This window comes from Rheinheimera sp. UJ63 (assembly GCF_021568285.1).
GTDB classification, from domain to species: Bacteria; Pseudomonadota; Gammaproteobacteria; order Enterobacterales; family Alteromonadaceae; genus Alishewanella; species Alishewanella maricola.
Window position 1 is genome coordinate 1,166,469 of sequence record NZ_JAKGTQ010000001.1, and the last position, 17,321, is coordinate 1,183,789.

A 17,321-nucleotide genomic window follows, 5' to 3' on the forward strand; every position below is an offset into this window, starting at 1 on the left:
CTGGTTGAAAATCCTGCACACCTCCGATTGGCATTTAGGCCAAAACTTTTTTACTAAAACCCGTAAAGATGAGCACCACGCTTTTATTCAATGGCTACTGGCCCTAATCAGTCGCGAACAGATTGACGCGGTGATTATCGCCGGTGATGTATTTGATACCGCCACTCCGGCCAGCTATGCGCGAGAACTTTACAACGAGTTTGTTGTACAACTGCAACAACGTCAATGTACGCTGGTGGTGTTAGGCGGGAATCATGACTCCGTTGCGGTACTTAATGAATCGCGACAATTACTCGCCTGTTTAAATACCTATGTGGTGGCCAGTACCGAATTGCCTGTTGAACAACAAGTGATTCTACTTAACGATAAACAAGGTCAACCGGGCGCTTTGCTGTGTGCGGTGCCATTTATTCGAGCTAAAGATGTGCTGCAAAGCCAAGCCGGCGACACCGGCCAGCAAAAGCGCCAAGCACTAGCCAATGCCATTGCCGAGCATTACCAACACCTATTTCAACTCGCCGAACAACAACGGCAAGAGCAGCAACTAAACATTCCCATTGTTGCCACGGGCCATTTAACGGCGCTTGGCGTCAGTAAAAGCGAGAGCGTACGCGAGATTTATATCGGCACCTTAGAGGGTTTTGCCGCAGAGGGTTTCCCACCGGCCGATTACATTGCGCTGGGGCATATTCACAGGCCGCAGCGCGTGGCGAAAACCGAACATATTCGCTATAGCGGCTCGCCATTACCCTTGAGCTTTGACGAGCTGGGTACAACCAAACAAGTGGTGCTAGTGGAGTTTAACGGCCGCGAGCGCCAACACATTCGCTGTATTGATGTACCGCTGTTTCAACCCATGCAGGTGATCAAGGGGGATCTTGACACTCTGGCCGTGCAACTGGCCGCCATTGCACAACAACAGCACAGTAAGCCCGTTTGGCTCTGTTTGGAAATTGCCACCCAAGATTATTTGTCTGATTTACAGCAGCGCGTACAACAACTGTGCGAAGGCTTGCCTGTCGAGGTATTGTTGGTACGCCGACAACGCGCTGCGCCTAGCCAAGCGTTAATACAGCAGCAAAAAGAAACCTTGGCCGAGCTGACACCTGAGCAAGTATTCGCTAAGCGATTAGCAATTGAATCTATTGAAGATACTGAGCGACAAGAGCAACTGCAGCAACGCTTTTTAGCGGTACTGTCCGCAGTGCAGCAGGAGCAGAGCCGATGAAAATTCTGACTTTACGGCTGAAAAACCTCAACTCATTAAAAGGTGAATGGAAGCTCGATTTTACCCAATCGCCTTTTGCCGAAAATGGGCTATTTGCGATCACCGGGCCAACCGGCGCCGGAAAAACAACCTTATTAGATGCGATTTGTTTAGCCCTTTACCATCAAACACCCCGTTTAGGCCCGATTAGCCAAACTTCCAATGAAATTATGACGCGCGGCAGTGCCGAGTCGATTGCTGAAGTGGAATTTGAAGTAAAAGGCATTGCTTATCGCGCCTTTTGGAGTATGCGCCGTGCTCGTGGCCAAGCCGACGGCAATTTACAGCCAGCCGATGTCGAGCTGGCTGAAGTGCAAAGCGGCAAAGTGTTAGCCAATCAGGTGCGACCTAAAAACGAAGAAATTGAACGCATCACAGGTTTAGATTTTGCGCGTTTCACCAAATCTATGCTGTTATCACAAGGCGATTTTGCCGCTTTTCTGAATGCCAATGAAAGTGAGCGCGCCGAGTTGTTAGAAGAGCTTACCGGCACAGAAATCTACGGTTTAATCTCGAAGCGTGTGCATGAAGACTACACCCAAGCCAAACAAGATTTACGAGAATTACAGGCCAAATTAGCGGGATTTCAGCTGTTAAGCGCTGATGAGCTAACGGCCATTGAGCAAGAGCAGCAACAGGTCAGCACCCAGCAAGCCTTACTGAGCGAGCAACTGAGCGCTTGGCAGCAACATCAACAATGGTGGGAGCAGCAGCAGCAGGCGACACAGCAGCAGCAGCTCGAAGCCAACCGCGCCCAACAGGCGCAGCAAGCGCTGCACGATGCAGCAGCGGATCTGGCTAAGCTTAGCCAAAGTGAACCGGCTGAGCGCTTACGCACCCCCTTTAGCTTATTACAAAAAAGTCGTGATGATTTACAGGCATTAAGCAGTGAACTGGTTAAAACAGAGCAGCAGCAACAGCTTACCATCGCAGATTTAGCTCAGCAACGCAGTCAGCTTGAACACGCCGAGCAGGCTTTAGAGCACACTAAACAGCAAAATCAGCAGCAAGAAACCTTGCTCAATGAGCAGGTGGTGCCGTTAGATCATCAAATCGACGGCCTAGCGCAACAACAAAGCGCCCAGCAACAGCGTTTAGATAGCCTGCAGCAAAAATTACAACAAGCGCAAGCGGATGACAGTCAGCTTCAGCAACAGCTGCAACAGCTGCAAAAACAACTCACCACTACCGCACGTTACCTGACAGAGCATCAGACCGATGCCGAGATCAATCGCTATCTCGGCAGTTGGCAACAGGCGCTTGGCCAGCTTGAAAAAAGCCAAGTGCAGCTGAATCAATTAGCCACTGAGCAGCAGCAAATCGAGCAAGAAAGCACGGCACTGCAAAGCAGCTTACAAGCACAACAACACACCTTGCAGCAACATGATAAGGCCCTACAAGCCCAGCAACAGCAACACTTGCAACGGCAAAACGAATGGCAACACCTGTTACAACAAGCTGATGAAGCCACCTTGCAGCAACAACTGCAACAGCTTACGTTGCGCTGGCCGCAGTTGCATCAAGCAGAAAATTGCCAGCAACAGTATTGGCAGGCCACTCAAGAGCAGCAGCAGTTACAAGCCACGCAGCAACAATTACACACTCAACAGCAGCAGCTGACTACCGCGCGTGCCAAGCTCTTGGATGAATATCAACGGCATAAAGTGCAAGTCGACGATTTGCAGCAACTGATTAGTCAAGAAGAACAGTTAGCGTACTATCGCCAACAGCTTGTTGCCGGCGAAGCTTGCCCACTGTGCGGTGCCAGCGAACACCCTGCCGCGGCGATCCCATTAGATCTGCCCGATACACAAGCGCGGTTGCAACAGGCGCAGCAACAAGCAGAGCACACTTTAGCGGCGGGCCAACAAAGCCGCGAAGCCTTAGATAAATGCACGGCAGAGCTGGCCGCGCAAACGCCTCGCCTCAGTAAATTAGCCGAACTCATTAGCACAGCGCAGCAGCAATGGCAGCAGCACTGCGCGGCACTGGACGTCACATTAGAAATAAACGATTCGCAAGCACTGCCTCAGTTAAGCCAAAGCTTACAGCAACAAATAGCGCGTACCAATGCGCAATTAACGGCTTTACGCCAGGCTGAAAAAGCGGTCACTCAGGCACAGCAAAGCCTGATCGAACAGCAACAAGCGCAAGCCCAAAAAGCACACCAGCTCAATTTACTGCAACAACAACACCTTAATCTGCAACAGCGTCAAAGCCAATTAGCACAACAACAAACGGCGCAACAACACGACCAACAGCAGCAGCAACAACAGCTACAAACTCAGCTTAGCGCTCAAGGCTATCAGGGCACGCTGCAGCAGCTACCTGCTTGGCTAGAGCAAAAACAGCAAGATGCAAAGCGGTATCAACAGACACTACAACAACAGCAGCAAGGACAACAAGACTTAGCCAGCAGCACGGCGGCACAACAGGCTCTACAGCAACAAATCAGTACACTGAGCACTGAGCTACAACAAACTGAACACGTCGCCAAGCGCCAAACCACGCAGTTACAAGCACTAAAAGCGCAACGCCACAGCTTATTTGGCGAGCAAATCGTCAGCCAAGCACGGCACACGCTGCAGCAACAACTGCAGCAAGCTCAGCAGTTATGGCAACAACAGCAACAGCAATATCGCCAAGTGGAACAGCGCCATACCGAACTCAGCAGTGTGCTAAACAACTTACAGCAGCGCCAGCAACAGCTGCAACAACAGCTTAACGAGCAAAGTACCGCTTGGCAAAATAGCCTGCAGCTTAGCCCTTTTGCTGATGAAGCCGCTTTTCTTGCCGCCTTATTACCCGAAGCAGAGCGCAGCCGCTTACAAAGTAAAAAGCAGCAACTTGAAGAAACGTGGCAAAGCGCTAATACCTTATTGCAAAAAGCTAACGAGCAATTACAAGCACTGCTCGAACATGAGCAAGCCTCGGCGTGGCAAAAGGTCAGCGCGACCGAGGTGGCTGCAACGCGACAACAACTTAGCCAACAGCAAACCGAACTGTTGTCGCGATCAGGCCAGCTAAAAGAGCAGTTGAATCAGCAGCAACAATTACGAGAACGGCAGCAAAGTTTATTAGTTGACATTAACACGCAGCAACAACGCTATGATGAAATCACCCAGCTGCATACGCTGATTGGTTCTGCCAGTGGTGATAAATTCCGCCGTTTTGCACAAGGCCTGACGCTGGATAATCTGGTGTATTTGGCGAATAATCAGCTGCGACAACTGCATGGTCGTTATTTACTGAAACGAAAAGAACAAGCCGGCTTGTCGTTAACCGTGCAAGATACCTGGCAAGGCGATAGCGAACGCGATACGAAAACGCTGTCGGGCGGTGAAAGCTTTTTAGTTAGCCTAGCGTTGGCCTTAGCGCTGTCGGATCTGGTCAGCCATAAAACCAGCATCGACTCGTTATTTTTAGACGAAGGCTTTGGTACCTTAGATGCACAAACGCTGGATATCGCCTTAGATGCGCTGGATAACCTTAATGCTACCGGTAAAATGATTGGCGTGATAAGCCATATAGAAGCGATGAAAGAGCGTATTCCAACCCAACTGCGGGTGAAGAAAAACACCGGCTTTGGTTTTAGCCAATTGGACGAGTGCTATCGAGTAACAAACTAACACCCGTTATGTCATGGCCGCGCCGTATGCTACAGCGCGGCCTGGTGCTGTTGTCGTTTTAACGTTGAAACTTGCTAAGTTATTTCAGCGACACCTCTGCAGATGGCGTAGCGCTTTCAGCACGCGGTGCACGGCGAAACTTACTTAACAACAAATACACCGCTGGGGTGGTGTACAAGGTCAATAATTGACTGACTAATAAGCCGCCCACGATGGTGATACCCAATGGCTGCCGCAACTCAGACCCCTCACCTACCCCTAATAATAACGGCACCGCGCCTAATAAAGCGGCGAAATTGGTCATTAAGATTGGCCGTAACCGCTGCTGCGCCGCTAACGCAATCGCCTCGATCGGTGCCAAACCTTGATTGCGCTCGGCGGCCAATGCAAAGTCGACCAGCAAAATGGCGTTTTTCATCACAATACCGATCAGCAAAAACAGCCCTAACAGGGCAATTAAACTAAAATCGCTATTAGTTAAATACAACGCTAGCAGGGCACCTAAGCCAGCACAAGGCAAGGTAGACAAAATCGTGATCGGTTGTAGCAAACTCTCATACAGAATGCCTAACAACAGATACACCGCCACAACCACCGCAATCACCAACCAGGTTTGATCGCTACTTTTAAAAATAGCATTGCGTTGGTTTTCACCACTGACCACCACGATAGCCCCGGGCAACATCACTTCTGCCATAGCTTGCTCAATCGCTATAGAAGCTTGCTCCATAGTGGTGCCTTCTTCTAGACCATAACCAATATTTACCGAGGCGAATTGTCCTTCATGCTGCACCCGGTCATTAACTAAACCATACTGATAGCTGGCGATAGCCGCTAAAGGTACACGGCGACCATCGTTGGTAATTACCTGTAACTGCTGCAACACTTCGGGCTGAGCGGTATAACCGGGTAACAGCTCCATCACGATGCGGTACTGGTTTTGCTTATCATACAAGGTCGCAACTTGTCGTTGCGAAAAGGAGTTATTCAGCACCGTGGCCACCGTGCGCATATCCACGCCGAGCCGCTGCGCCGCTTCGCGATCAATGGTTAACTCAATTTGCTGTGCATCTTCACCGCCGGGGGTATCAACATCAACTAACCCAGGGACTTCTTGCAGTTTTTCGCCGACAACCTTGCCCCATTTTCGCAGCAAATCTAAATCATCTGATAACAACTGCACTTCATAGTCACTGCGACTGAAGGGTGAGGATAAACGAATATCTTGATCGACATTCATAAACAGAATGCCGCCAGGCACTTTTGGCGCATTGGCTCGAAGCCGATCCACCACAGCGCGAGCCGACACTTGGCGCTCGGCTAACGGCTTTAACCGCACGCGCATTTGCGAATTACTGACACCGCGATCCCCCCCGGCCGAACCGATTAAGTCGGCCACGGCAGGATCTTGCAACACATACTGGCGAAAGGCTTCGATTTTTGGCTGCATCATTTGATACGACGCACCATCATCGCCGCGAACAAACCCATTCAACTGGCCAGTATCTTGCTCTGGTAATAAACCCGATGGCACCTTGTCATATAACCAAGCGCTGGCGGCAAATAACAACACTAATAACAGCAATAACCAGCGATAATGCCGTAAGCAAACATCAATACTGTGCCGATATCCTTGCTGCAAACGCCAAAAGAAACCTGATGTGGCCTGTTGCTTAGTGGGTTTACGCAACAATAATGCTGACATACTGGGCGTTAAGGTCAGCGAAATAAGCAATGAAATCACCATCGCCGCCACTAACGTAATAGAGAACTCACGGAATAACCGCTCAACTAAGCCCCCCATAAACAAAATAGACAGGAAAATCACAATCAGTGCCAAATTCATCGCTAACAAGGTAAAGCCCACTTCAGCTACGCCTTGCCTTGCGGCTTGTAACGGCGCTAAACCGCGTTCAAGATGGCGACGAATATTCTCGACGACCACAATGGCATCATCGACCACTAAACCGGCAGCGACGATCAGCGCCATCACCGATAAGTTATTCAATGAAAACCCAAACAAATACATCGCGGTAAAAGCGCCAATTAATGACACCGGGATCGCCACACTGGGGATTAACGCGCTGCGAAAATTGCCTAAAAAAGCCCAAACAACCAACACCACTAAAATGACGGCCAGTGTTAAACTCCATTGCGCTTCGGCAAGCGTGGCACGGATCACCGGGCTGCGATCCATCACCACCGCTAAATCGGCACCGGCTGGCGTTAAGGCTTGCAGTAAAGGCAGTTCGTTGTAAATAGCATCAACGGTTTCGACTATATTGGCACCGTTGCGCCGACTGACCATTAAAATCACCGCATCTTTGTCGTTATGAAAGCCCGAACTGTAGCGGTTTTCCGTCGAGTCACTAACAATGGCTACGTCAGATAAACGGATCGGCGCGCCATCGGTATATTTAACAATTAAATCTTGATAATCCGCCGCACGGCGCAAGGTTTCACTGGTGGCCAATTGCCAGCGATGGCTATCTGTTTCTAATACGCCTAAGGGTACTGAGGCATTAACCGTATTAATGGCGCTGCGCACTTCATCTAACGCCACCCCATAATGCGCCAGCATACCGGGGTTCAGTTGCACCCGCACCGCCGGTAGCGACGAGCCCGTGACCTCGACTTCACCCACCCCAGTAATTTGCGCCAACTTTTGCGCCAACACCGTTGAAGCATTGTCATACAGCGTGCTGCCCGCCAAATGACTAGAGCTTAAAGCTAACGCCATAATCGGCGCTTGCGATGGGTTAAACTTGCGATAAACCGGATTGCCAGGCATCCCAGCGGGTAACTGGCCACGCGAAGCGTTAATGGCCGCCTGTACTTCACGAGCCGCGGCATCCACATTACGATCTAACTCAAATTCTAAACGAATTTGCGTAGCGCCCTGACTACTTGACGAACTGATGCGGCGAATACCTGAAATGCTGCCTAATGCGCGCTCTAACGGCGTCGCAACCGTAGCCGCCATGCTGTCGGGGCTGGCACCAGGTAAGTTGGCCGTGACCACGATCATCGGAAAGTCGATAGCCGGTAGCGGAGACACTGGCAACAAACGCCAGCTCAACAAGCCCATTAACAAGATCGCCGTCGCGATTAAAGCACTGGCCACCGGCCGCTGAATAAAAGGCTGCGCCAGATTCATAGCGGTGCCACCTCAGCACTTGGTTTAATTTGGCGTTGACCAAACATACGGTCAAACCATAAATACACTACCGGCGTGGTAAAGAGGGTTAATACCTGACTAACCAATAATCCCCCCACCATCACTAAACCTAACGGCTGGCGTAGCTCTGCGCCTGAACCACTGGCAAGCATCAGCGGGATGGCGCCAAACAAGGCTGCCAAGGTGGTCATTAAGATCGGCCTAAAACGCAGTAAAGCAGCCTGATAAATGGCTTCGGCAGGGGTCATGCCGCGATTACGCTGCGCATCTAACGCAAAATCGACCATCATAATGCCGTTCTTTTTCACCAAGCCTATCAACAACACGATACCGATAACGGCAATCAAATCGAGCGGCTGCCCTGTTAACAGTAACGCCAATAAGGCACCCACGGTGGCAGAAGGTAAGGTTGATAAGATGGTCACGGGATGGATTAAGCTTTCATACAAGATCCCCAGCACGATATACATGGTAATAATGGCGGCAAGAATTAACCACAGCGTGTTATCCAAAGAAGAACGGAAGGCCTCTGCTGCACCTTGGAAACTCAGCTCAACTTCAGCGGGCAGTTGCAGTTGTTGCTGCACTTGCTCGATCGCTGCTACCGCCTGCCCGAGTGAATACCCCTGAGCTAAGTTAAAGGATAAGGTCACGGCCGGGAACTGCCCTTGCTGGTTAATCAGCAAACGGGTAGGTCGCTGACTCACCTTCGCCACTGCCGCTAGGGGTACTGAGTCACCTCGGCTATTGGTTAAATACAATTTATCGAGCGCGTCCACCCCTTGCACCTGTGCAGGGTCAACTTCTAACACCACCCGATATTGATTACTTTGCGTAAACAAGGTGGCGATTTGCCGCTGACTGTAAGCACTTTGCAACACTGAGCTAATTTGTGACACCGTTAACCCCAATTGCGCAGCGGCATTGCGGTCAATATCAATATAGGCTTGTAAGCCTTGCTGCTGCAGATCGTGCGCCACCTCAGAGAGCTCAGGTTGTTGCTGTAAAGCCTCAACCAGCTCGGGAAGCCACTGGCTAAGAGTCTCGTAATCAGGTGTACTGAGCGTAAACTGATATTGCGTGCGGCTAACCCGATCTTCAATATTCAGTTCCTGCACCGGCTGAAACCAGCCTTTAATCCCGGGTACATCTAACACTTGCTGCTCCAGCTCACGGATAATTTCCACGGCAGATTGCGAGCGCTCATTATGCGACGTTAAATTCAGCAAAATACGGCCACTATTAATACTGCTATTACTACCATCGACACCAATAAACGACGATAAGCTGGCGACATCTGGGTGTTGCAGCATATTTTCGGCTAAAGCTTGCTGGCGCAGTGCCATCGCTTGAAAGGAAATATCCTGTGGCGCTTCGGTGATCACCTGAATGACACCGCTATCTTGCACCGGGAAGAACCCTTTGGGCACCGCCATATACAAGCCCACGGTTAACGCCACGGTGGCGGCTAAACTTGCCAGCGCCAGCCGTTGATGGCGCAACACCCATTGCAAACCCCGACCATAACGCTGGATCACCCGCTGCATTAAATCATTCGGGTTATCATGCGCTGGCATTTTGGTTAGCAAACGCGCACAGAGCATCGGCGTTAAAGTAAGCGACACCACTAGCGAAATCATAATAGCCACCGCTAAGGTCACGGCAAATTCAAAGAATAAGCGCCCCACTACATCGGCCATAAACAATAAAGGGATCAGCACCGCTATCAGAGAGAAGGTCAATGAAATCAGGGTAAAACCAATTTCTTTTGCGCCTTTTAGAGCCGCTTCCAGCGGCGAAGCGCCTTCTTCACGGTGGCGCGCAATATTCTCTAGCATCACGATGGCATCATCGACCACAAAGCCGGTGGCAATGGTCAGTGCCATTAACGTCAGGTTGTTCACTGAAAAATCTAACCACAACATCACCGCGAAAGTACCAATTAACGACAGCGGCACAGCTAAGCTAGGAATGATGGTTGCCGGTATGGTGCGCAGAAACACAAAGGTCACTAAAATCACCAAAAACACGGCAAAAACCAGTTCTTTTTGCACATCGCGTACCGACGCCCGAATACTTTGCGTTCGATCGGTTAACACCATCACATCAACTGCGGCAGGTAAGGTCGCGGTTAATTGCGGCAATAGCTGTCGCACACGATCGGCAACTTCAATGACGTTGGCACCCGGTTGACGCTGAATATTCAGTAACACCGCCGGTTGCTCATTGGCCCATGCGGCTAAAAAGCGATCTTCAGCGCCTTGCTCAATACTGGCTACATCACGCAAACGCACCGGCGAATTATCGCGCCAGGCAATGATCAGATTCTCGTATTCAGCCGTGTCTTTAATTTGATCATTCGCATCTAATAAGGTTGAGCGAAACGGGCCGTCAAAGCTGCCTTTTGGTTGATTGGTATTGGCAGCAGCAATGGCTTGGCGCAAATTTTCTAGGCTCAAGTTCATATTGGCTAATGCCGCCGGATTGGCTTTAACCCGGATGGCAGGGCGCTGTCCGCCGGCGAGGCTAACCATACCGACCCCCGGTAATTGCGCTAACTTTTGTGCCATACGCGTATCAACTAAATCATAAACTTGCGGTAAACGTAAGGTTGCCGAGGTAATGGCTAAGGTTAAGATCGGTGCATCAGCTGGATTCACTTTGCGGTAAATCGGCGGTGTCGGCATATCCGATGGCAATAACGAGGAAGCAGTATTAATCGCCGCCTGTACTTCTTGCTCGGCAACGCCCATATCCACCACTAAAGCAAACTGCAGGGTAATCACCGACGCGCCAGCCGAGCTGCTAGACGACATTTGTTTTAAACCAGGAATTTGCCCCAAGCGCCGCTCAAGCGGCGCGGTAATGGTCCGCGTCATAATGTCTGGGCTAGCGCCCGGGTTAAAACTAAATACTTGGATGATCGGATAATCAACCTGAGGTAATGCCGCTACCGGCAGCTGCCGCCAACTGAGCACGCCAGCAATTAAAATTGCTAACATTAACAGCGAGGTAGCAACCGGTCTAAGAATAAACGGGCTGGAAAGGTTCATTATTGCGCCCTCTGCGGACGTCTTCTTGGTTGCTCAGTTACGGGTTTTGCTTCTTTAACCGAGCCATCATTTTCTATCACTTCAACCGCACGACCTGGCCGTAAACGATCCAAGCCTTCCAGCACCACCGGCGTACCCGGCTGTAAACCTGCGGTGATCGCCACTTTGCCATTATCGACAGCCCCGAGGGTAACTTGACGAATTTGTGCGCGATTTTGTTCAATGGTGTAAATATAGGTTCCGGCCGAGCCGTATTGCACCGCATCTTGCGGAATAGTGATAGCCCCTTGTTGCACCGAAACATTTAAACGCACATTAACAAACTGATTTGGAAACAGCTCCTCTTGTTCATTTTTAAACTCGGCTTTTAAGCGTAGCGTGCCCGTTGTCGCATCAATTTGGTTATCTAAAGTGGTTAACACGCCTTGACTGAGCAGCTGCTGCTCTGCGCGATCCCAAGCTTCTACGGTTAACACCTGCCCACTGCGAAAGGCATTACGGACTTGTTGCAGCTGGCTTTCAGGAATGGCGAATACCACCGTAATTGGCGAGCTTTGGGTAATGGTAACCAGCCCTTCGGCACTATTCGCTTGCACCAGGTTACCGACATCAACCCGGCGTAAGCCTAAACGCCCGGTAATGGGAGCATGAATTTTGGTATAGGATAACTGTAACTTCGCCGCATCTAACTGCGCTTGAATACTCTTGCGGCTGCCTTCTAACTGCGCGACCAATGCCTGTTGCGTATTATATTGCTGCGCAGAAATAGAGCTTTGTTCGCGTAATTTGCTATACAGCTCTAAATCCATCTTCGCATTTTTTAATTGCGCGGTGTTTTGCTCTAACTGCCCTTGAGCTTGGGCAAATTGAATTTGATAATCGGCCGTATCAATTTCCGCTAATAGCTGACCCGCGGTCACTTTATCGCCTTCATTAAAATGCAGTTGAGTTAATGGCCCACTTACGCGGCTTTGAACAATAACCGTATTGAGCGGCGTCACCGTACCAATGGCTTTTACTTGCACACGTAAGTCAGCCAGCGCAGCTTCAACAACGCGCACCGGCACTGGCATTGCCCAAGGGCTAGTGGGTCGTTGCCCGGCCTCTGCAGCCGGCGCCTCTGCAGTTTTTGGCCAAAACCAATAAGCGCTTGCTGCTGCCACCAACACCGAGGCAACGATTAACATTGTTTTTTTCTGCCAAGCCATTTTGTATTTCCTTCACCCTGGATCTTAAATTGCTGACACTATAATGTGCCGACCGCCCGCACTCAACGCGACAACCGTCAAGATTTGGTAAAGACGCGCCTGCATTCGCCCAACTGCATTTTTCTGACGGCAGATAGCAGTAAATGCCCTCACACACCGCAGCGCACACCCCCATAAAACCGCTACAACAAGCTAACGTTCGTAAAAAAACAGTTTGGGCTAAACCTTGAAAGTCAGGCTTGCCGTACCTAACTCCTAAACCACTGCTGCTTATACATAGAAATAGGAATTATGATCATGTCCAACACGCTTGAATTACTTAACTGGCGATATGCCACCAAAAAAATGCGACCCGATGCGATAGTGCCCGCTGAAAAGCTCGATATTATTCTGGAGTCAATTCGTTTATCCGCCAGCTCAAGTGGCCTGCAGCCCTATCAGGTATTAGTGGTAACGGATGACGCCTTAAAGGCACAAATTCGTAAAGTGGCGTGGGATCAGTCACAAGTTACTGATTGCTCGCATTTATTGGTGTTTGCCGCTTGGGATAACTACACCCCTGAGCGCATTAATATGATGTTTGATCTGGTTAACGAGCAACGCGGCTTTAAAAACGAAGGTTGGGAAGCCTATCGGCAAAAACTCTTGGCTTATTATCCACAACGTCCGGCCGAGCAAAACTTTGAGCATGCCGCACGTCAAGCTTACATTGGTTTAGGCTCCGCCCTGATCGCGGCAGCGGAACAAGAGGTGGATTCTACGCCAATGGAAGGTTTCGAACCTGAGCACGTTGATCGCATTCTGGGATTAGCTGAACTGGGTTTAAAATCGGTGATATTACTGCCATTAGGCTACCGTGAAGCCGGTGCTGACTGGTTAGTCGACTTGAAAAAAGTACGCCGCGACAGTGCTGATTTCCTGATTAATCGCTAAATAGCCGCCGCTTCCACATCGTGGCAGCGGTGTTTTACCTCCCCCGCTGCCTTTACTTCAGCCTTGCTGATGCGCCATTAACCTTATTGTGTTTTTTTCAAACAAATCTTTCGCTGAAATAATTATTTAGTGTTATGTTAATTAGCATGTGAATGAACTGCAATTAAGGGCTAGATGCCAACAATCGCTTATGGATAAAGCAGCACAGATACTTCTATTCCAGCATCACAACTTCACCCCGCATACTATGCGGTATGAGCTTTTATTACCCAGGGTGCAGCCATGCGGGTAAGTCAATTCTCGGTTCGCATTATCGGCATTACCCTGTTGGCGGTATTTTTAACCGCCGTTTCTGTGAACACCCTGAGTTTAAACGAACATCGCAATTTATATGTGCAAAAATCGATGCAAAACCTCGATGCACTGTCTGAAAATTTATCAGAGTCACTCTTACCATTTTTAGTGAGCGAAGATGATATTCCTAATATCGCCACCACCTTATTACAGCTGGATCGGCATGATTCCACGGTATTCGCGCGAGTCTTTGATAAAAATGACCAGCAAGTGTTTTTCTATGTGAACCCCGCCAAGCAAACCGAATGGTCGGACACGACCTTACAAGACGCACAATTTAATACAGGCTTTGGTACCGAACTGGTAAATAAACTGCTGGTATCCAACAAAATGATTGGCGATGAAAGCTACGCAGTGGGCCGCTTGCTGATTGTGCAAGATCCGGAGTCTTCGTTAAAGCAATCGGCAAATACCTACCTAAAAAAAGTCATTCCATTATTAGTTTTTATCGCTTCGCTAGTGGGCTTTTTAGCTTTTTCGATGCAAAAACGTGTGTTGCAAAAACTGAATTTAGTGACCTCATTTGTCCGGAAAATCAAACATTCAGGCAATAAACTGGAACGTTTAACCATTGAAAATAAAGACGAGATTGGCTTATTAGCCGAGCAAATTAATGAATACCTAGATACGATAAAAAATTATGAATTTAAAATTCAAAAACAATTAAATGATTTAGAAGAAAACAAACAAAACTTAGAAAAAATAGCCAATTACGATTCATTAACAGGCTTACCGAATCGACAGATGCTGCATGCCATACTGCGTTCTGCACTGGCACGGGAACAGCGCCGCAACGCCGATCTGGCTATTTTGTATTTTGACTTAGATAATTTTAAACATGTCAATGACACCCTGGGCCATGATGTGGGGGATCAGTTGCTATTTCAGGTAGGAGAGCGCGTATCGCACCTGATCCGCGAAGGCGATATGCTGGCTCGTTTAGGCGGTGACGAGTTTATCGTGCTGCTGATTAACAACGAACAAGATTATTATCCCCCCAGTGAAGTGGCCATGATCACGGCACAACGTATCGCGGATAACCTGAAGAAAATTTTTTATATCAGTAAATGGGAAGTGAGCACCGCCGCGAGCATTGGTATTGCTTATGCTAAGCAAGCGAATTTTGATACCGAATTACTGTTACGCAATGCCGACATCGCGATGTACCAAGCCAAACTGCAACGCACAGGGGGTTTTGCCTTATTTGAACATGCCATGCATGCCAGGGTTCAACGGCGACATGAGATCGCTAGTAGCATTTTACAAGCCATTCAAACCAAAGAATTGTACTTAGCCTATCAACCTAAACTAAACCAACAGGCTGAGATCACCGGCTTTGAAGCGTTACTACGCTGGGAACATCCCACACTGGGGGCGTTATCGCCAGTCGAGTTTATTGAAATTGCAGAAAAAACCGGAAAAATCACCGCGCTGACCAGCTTTGTGTTGGATAACGTTATTTCTGATCTGTTCATATTAAAAGCCCATTTTCATAGCCAAGTTTCTGTTGCGGTGAACCTGTCGGCCATGGATCTTAAAAGTGACACCTTTAAACAGCAAACGTTAGCTTTATTAGTCAGGCATGCGAATCATGCCCCTAACTTAGAATTTGAAATTACCGAATCGGCTTACTTAGACAATTTTGACGCCGTGAACGAGTTCGTGATTAATTTGCACCTCGCGGGCTGCAAAGTGTCGCTAGATGATTTTGGTACGGGTTATTCGTCTCTGAGTTATCTAACAAAACTGGATATTGACCTACTAAAAATAGACCGATCTTTTATTCATAATATGGAAAATGGCAAGGCCGATAAGAATATTGTCGAAACCATTATTAGTTTAGCGAACAACTTAACGATGTCGGTTTGCGCAGAAGGCGTTGAACAGCTCGCTCAGTTTGATTACCTCAAGAAAATTGGCTGTGATTATTTTCAAGGGTACTACTTTTGCCGGCCTGTACCCCTTAAAACCTTACTAGAAACATACCCCAAAACCGGCACGTCGTAACATCCCCACCGTTAATGGCGAGCACTGACGAGGGGGGCCACTTTCAGTAAAAATGTCAGCGGTTATTTTTCAAAGTCGATTTTCAGCAGGACGACTAAACCGTCTGGCAATTGGGTATTATCATCAACTACCAGATAACCAATCGCATTACTATTGTTCAGCAGATAATCGGTTAAGGCTTTTGTGTTCTCAACCTCCAGCGGCGGCCGGCTTCGGCCCGTAAAGCGCATTTGTGACCAATAAGATTGCAAGCGTGATTCGGTGAGTCCCATCACTAAGGCGTTAAAGATGGTTCGTGAAAACTCACCTTTTACTAAATTAACTGGCTGCAAAGGTGTGCGCCCTTGCTCACCTTGTAAGTAAATTTGTTTAACAACCTCTTTGCTGATCTCGACTTGCTGCGAATTAGCTGAAATCAGCCACAGTTCATCAGCATCTGCGTTGCCTCCCAGTAGCAGCAAAGACAAACTCAGGGTGAGGGCGAGCCTTAAAGCAGCCGTCATTAGAAAACCCACTCAACAGAGGTGAGTAGCAGCACCGCACTGCCTTTTGTCACGAGTGGCGAATCAAATTGAAAATCATTACCTCTAATTTTTTTTACTTCGACCTTAAACGCGACATTATTATTGGAATCAAAGCGGGCTCCGATTGAGAGAGACCGATTGTTAATCGCAAAACTATCAATCAAGGCATCGACACCGATAGACAGTTCATCTAGCTGTGGAGTAACCCCCTTAGGTACGGTATTGATAATGCTGTATTCTTCTGACGTTCGCTCAGCAAAGCTCACATAAACACTAACAGGGTCAAAGACATAACCCGCAATTAAATAATAAGAAAGGTAATCGGCAATAGTATTGGTGGTTTGAGCTATATAGGTAATTTCGCTGCGAGCAAAAACGTTAAGATCGTCATAACTTAAACCTAGCTGATAATATTCTCCCGTGCCATCACTCATAAACTGGTTAGCGAGAGTATTAAAACCGACCGCGGTTAAAATAGTACGCACCTCATTCAGACGTGGCACATCATAACTAAACTCACCTTTGTGATAAGAGGCCGACAAACGATATTTGTCATAGGATAATTTGGCAATCACACCATAAATCTGACTTAAATCAATATCTACCTGATTGCCTCGAACCGAAGCGGTGTCATTCATCGAGCCATAATAGGTTTCTACATCTAAGGCGACACGCTCAAAGGCAGGGGTAAAACGAATTGAGGCACCACGATATTTCTTAAATAAAAATTCAGGGTAGGCTTCTATGGGCAATTGCACCCAATGATAGGCATAGCCAACATCTTGCACATCACTGTACGAAAAAAAGGGCGTATTTAGCTGACCGAACTTCACTTGCCAATGGTCATTTAAACGGTAATTTAAATAGAGCCACTCAATGTCTGAATCACGCTGATCAGAGGCGGTTAATACGGCTTGGCCCACTAAAGATAGCTTTGAATCAAACTGCCACTCTCCTTGCAAGCCAAGTAAGCTATTCGGCTTTAACGACAATTCATCGTCATACCCACCGTAAATCATGCCATCTTCAGCCAAATAACCCGCGACAACCCGACCAAAACCCGACCATTCAAAACCTGACTCTTGCGCTTGCGCCAAACTAGGGCAGAGCAAGAGAGCGGCGATCAGCAAAGACTTTGTATAGTGACTGAACATATTTTATCCATAAA

At 48.5% G+C, this 17,321-nt stretch carries 9 protein-coding genes; 4 read left to right on the plus strand and 5 right to left on the minus strand.

Translation table 11 applies throughout. The features are described 5' to 3' along the window. Window positions 1-4: 4 nt before the first annotated feature. The gene (sbcD, locus tag L1N97_RS05385) at window positions 5-1,228 is read left to right on the plus strand and encodes an exonuclease subunit SbcD (protein ID WP_236129060.1); all 1,224 of its coding nucleotides are present in this window, start codon (window positions 5-7) and stop codon (window positions 1,226-1,228) included. Continuing rightward, window positions 1,225-4,896 (plus strand): SbcC/MukB-like Walker B domain-containing protein, encoded by a 3,672-nt coding sequence (locus L1N97_RS05390; RefSeq protein ID WP_236129061.1) that lies wholly within the window; start codon window positions 1,225-1,227, stop codon window positions 4,894-4,896. The genes sbcD and L1N97_RS05390 overlap by 4 nt, the downstream gene beginning before the upstream one ends. A gap of 79 nt (window positions 4,897-4,975) precedes the next feature. Here L1N97_RS05390 and L1N97_RS05395 read toward each other — a convergent pair whose 3' ends face one another. The 3 genes from L1N97_RS05395 to L1N97_RS05405 are packed head-to-tail and all read right to left on the minus strand — an operon-like array spanning window position 4,976 to window position 12,335. Continuing rightward, the gene (locus L1N97_RS05395) at window positions 4,976-8,053 is read right to left on the minus strand and encodes an efflux RND transporter permease subunit (protein WP_236129062.1); all 3,078 of its coding nucleotides are present in this window, start codon (window positions 8,051-8,053) and stop codon (window positions 4,976-4,978) included. Further along, entirely contained in the window at window positions 8,050-11,127 is a 3,078-nt protein-coding gene (locus tag L1N97_RS05400; RefSeq protein WP_236129063.1) for a multidrug efflux RND transporter permease subunit, read from the minus strand. Before L1N97_RS05400 ends, L1N97_RS05395 begins: the two co-directional genes overlap by 4 nt. Beyond that, window positions 11,127-12,335 carry an efflux RND transporter periplasmic adaptor subunit gene (locus L1N97_RS05405; RefSeq protein WP_229586240.1) on the minus strand — a complete coding sequence of 403 codons (1,209 nt, stop codon included), beginning with the start codon at window positions 12,333-12,335 and terminating at the stop codon, window positions 11,127-11,129. Before L1N97_RS05405 ends, L1N97_RS05400 begins: the two co-directional genes overlap by 1 nt. A gap of 297 nt (window positions 12,336-12,632) precedes the next feature. On the opposite strand from L1N97_RS05405, the gene L1N97_RS05410 reads away from it, so the two are divergent. Continuing rightward, the gene (locus tag L1N97_RS05410; RefSeq protein ID WP_236129064.1) at window positions 12,633-13,268 is read left to right on the plus strand and encodes an NAD(P)H-dependent oxidoreductase; all 636 of its coding nucleotides are present in this window, start codon (window positions 12,633-12,635) and stop codon (window positions 13,266-13,268) included. Between the two features lie 282 nt (window positions 13,269-13,550). After that, entirely contained in the window at window positions 13,551-15,629 is a 2,079-nt protein-coding gene (locus tag L1N97_RS05415) for an EAL domain-containing protein (RefSeq protein WP_236129065.1), read from the plus strand. Between the two features lie 62 nt (window positions 15,630-15,691). Here L1N97_RS05415 and L1N97_RS05420 read toward each other — a convergent pair whose 3' ends face one another. Next, entirely contained in the window at window positions 15,692-16,132 is a 441-nt protein-coding gene (locus tag L1N97_RS05420; RefSeq protein WP_236129066.1) for a hypothetical protein, read from the minus strand. Further along, the gene (locus L1N97_RS05425; RefSeq protein ID WP_236129067.1) at window positions 16,132-17,307 is read right to left on the minus strand and encodes a porin; all 1,176 of its coding nucleotides are present in this window, start codon (window positions 17,305-17,307) and stop codon (window positions 16,132-16,134) included. Before L1N97_RS05425 ends, L1N97_RS05420 begins: the two co-directional genes overlap by 1 nt. Window positions 17,308-17,321: the final 14 nt, after the last annotated feature.

Bases quoted from the DNA above. Each gene is read 5' to 3' on its own strand.
- L1N97_RS05405 (WP_229586240.1), bottom strand. From the start codon at position 12,335: ATGGCTTGGCAGAAAAAAACAATGTTAATCGTTGCCTCGGTGTTGGTG.
- L1N97_RS05415 (WP_236129065.1), top strand. From the start codon at position 13,551: ATGCGGGTAAGTCAATTCTCGGTTCGCATTATCGGCATTACCCTGTTG.
- L1N97_RS05410 (WP_236129064.1), top strand. From the start codon at position 12,633: ATGTCCAACACGCTTGAATTACTTAACTGGCGATATGCCACCAAAAAA.
- L1N97_RS05425 (WP_236129067.1), bottom strand. From the start codon at position 17,307: ATGTTCAGTCACTATACAAAGTCTTTGCTGATCGCCGCTCTCTTGCTC.
- L1N97_RS05420 (WP_236129066.1), bottom strand. From the start codon at position 16,132: ATGACGGCTGCTTTAAGGCTCGCCCTCACCCTGAGTTTGTCTTTGCTG.
- L1N97_RS05395 (WP_236129062.1), bottom strand. From the start codon at position 8,053: ATGAATCTGGCGCAGCCTTTTATTCAGCGGCCGGTGGCCAGTGCTTTA.
- L1N97_RS05390 (WP_236129061.1), top strand. From the start codon at position 1,225: ATGAAAATTCTGACTTTACGGCTGAAAAACCTCAACTCATTAAAAGGT.
- L1N97_RS05400 (WP_236129063.1), bottom strand. From the start codon at position 11,127: ATGAACCTTTCCAGCCCGTTTATTCTTAGACCGGTTGCTACCTCGCTG.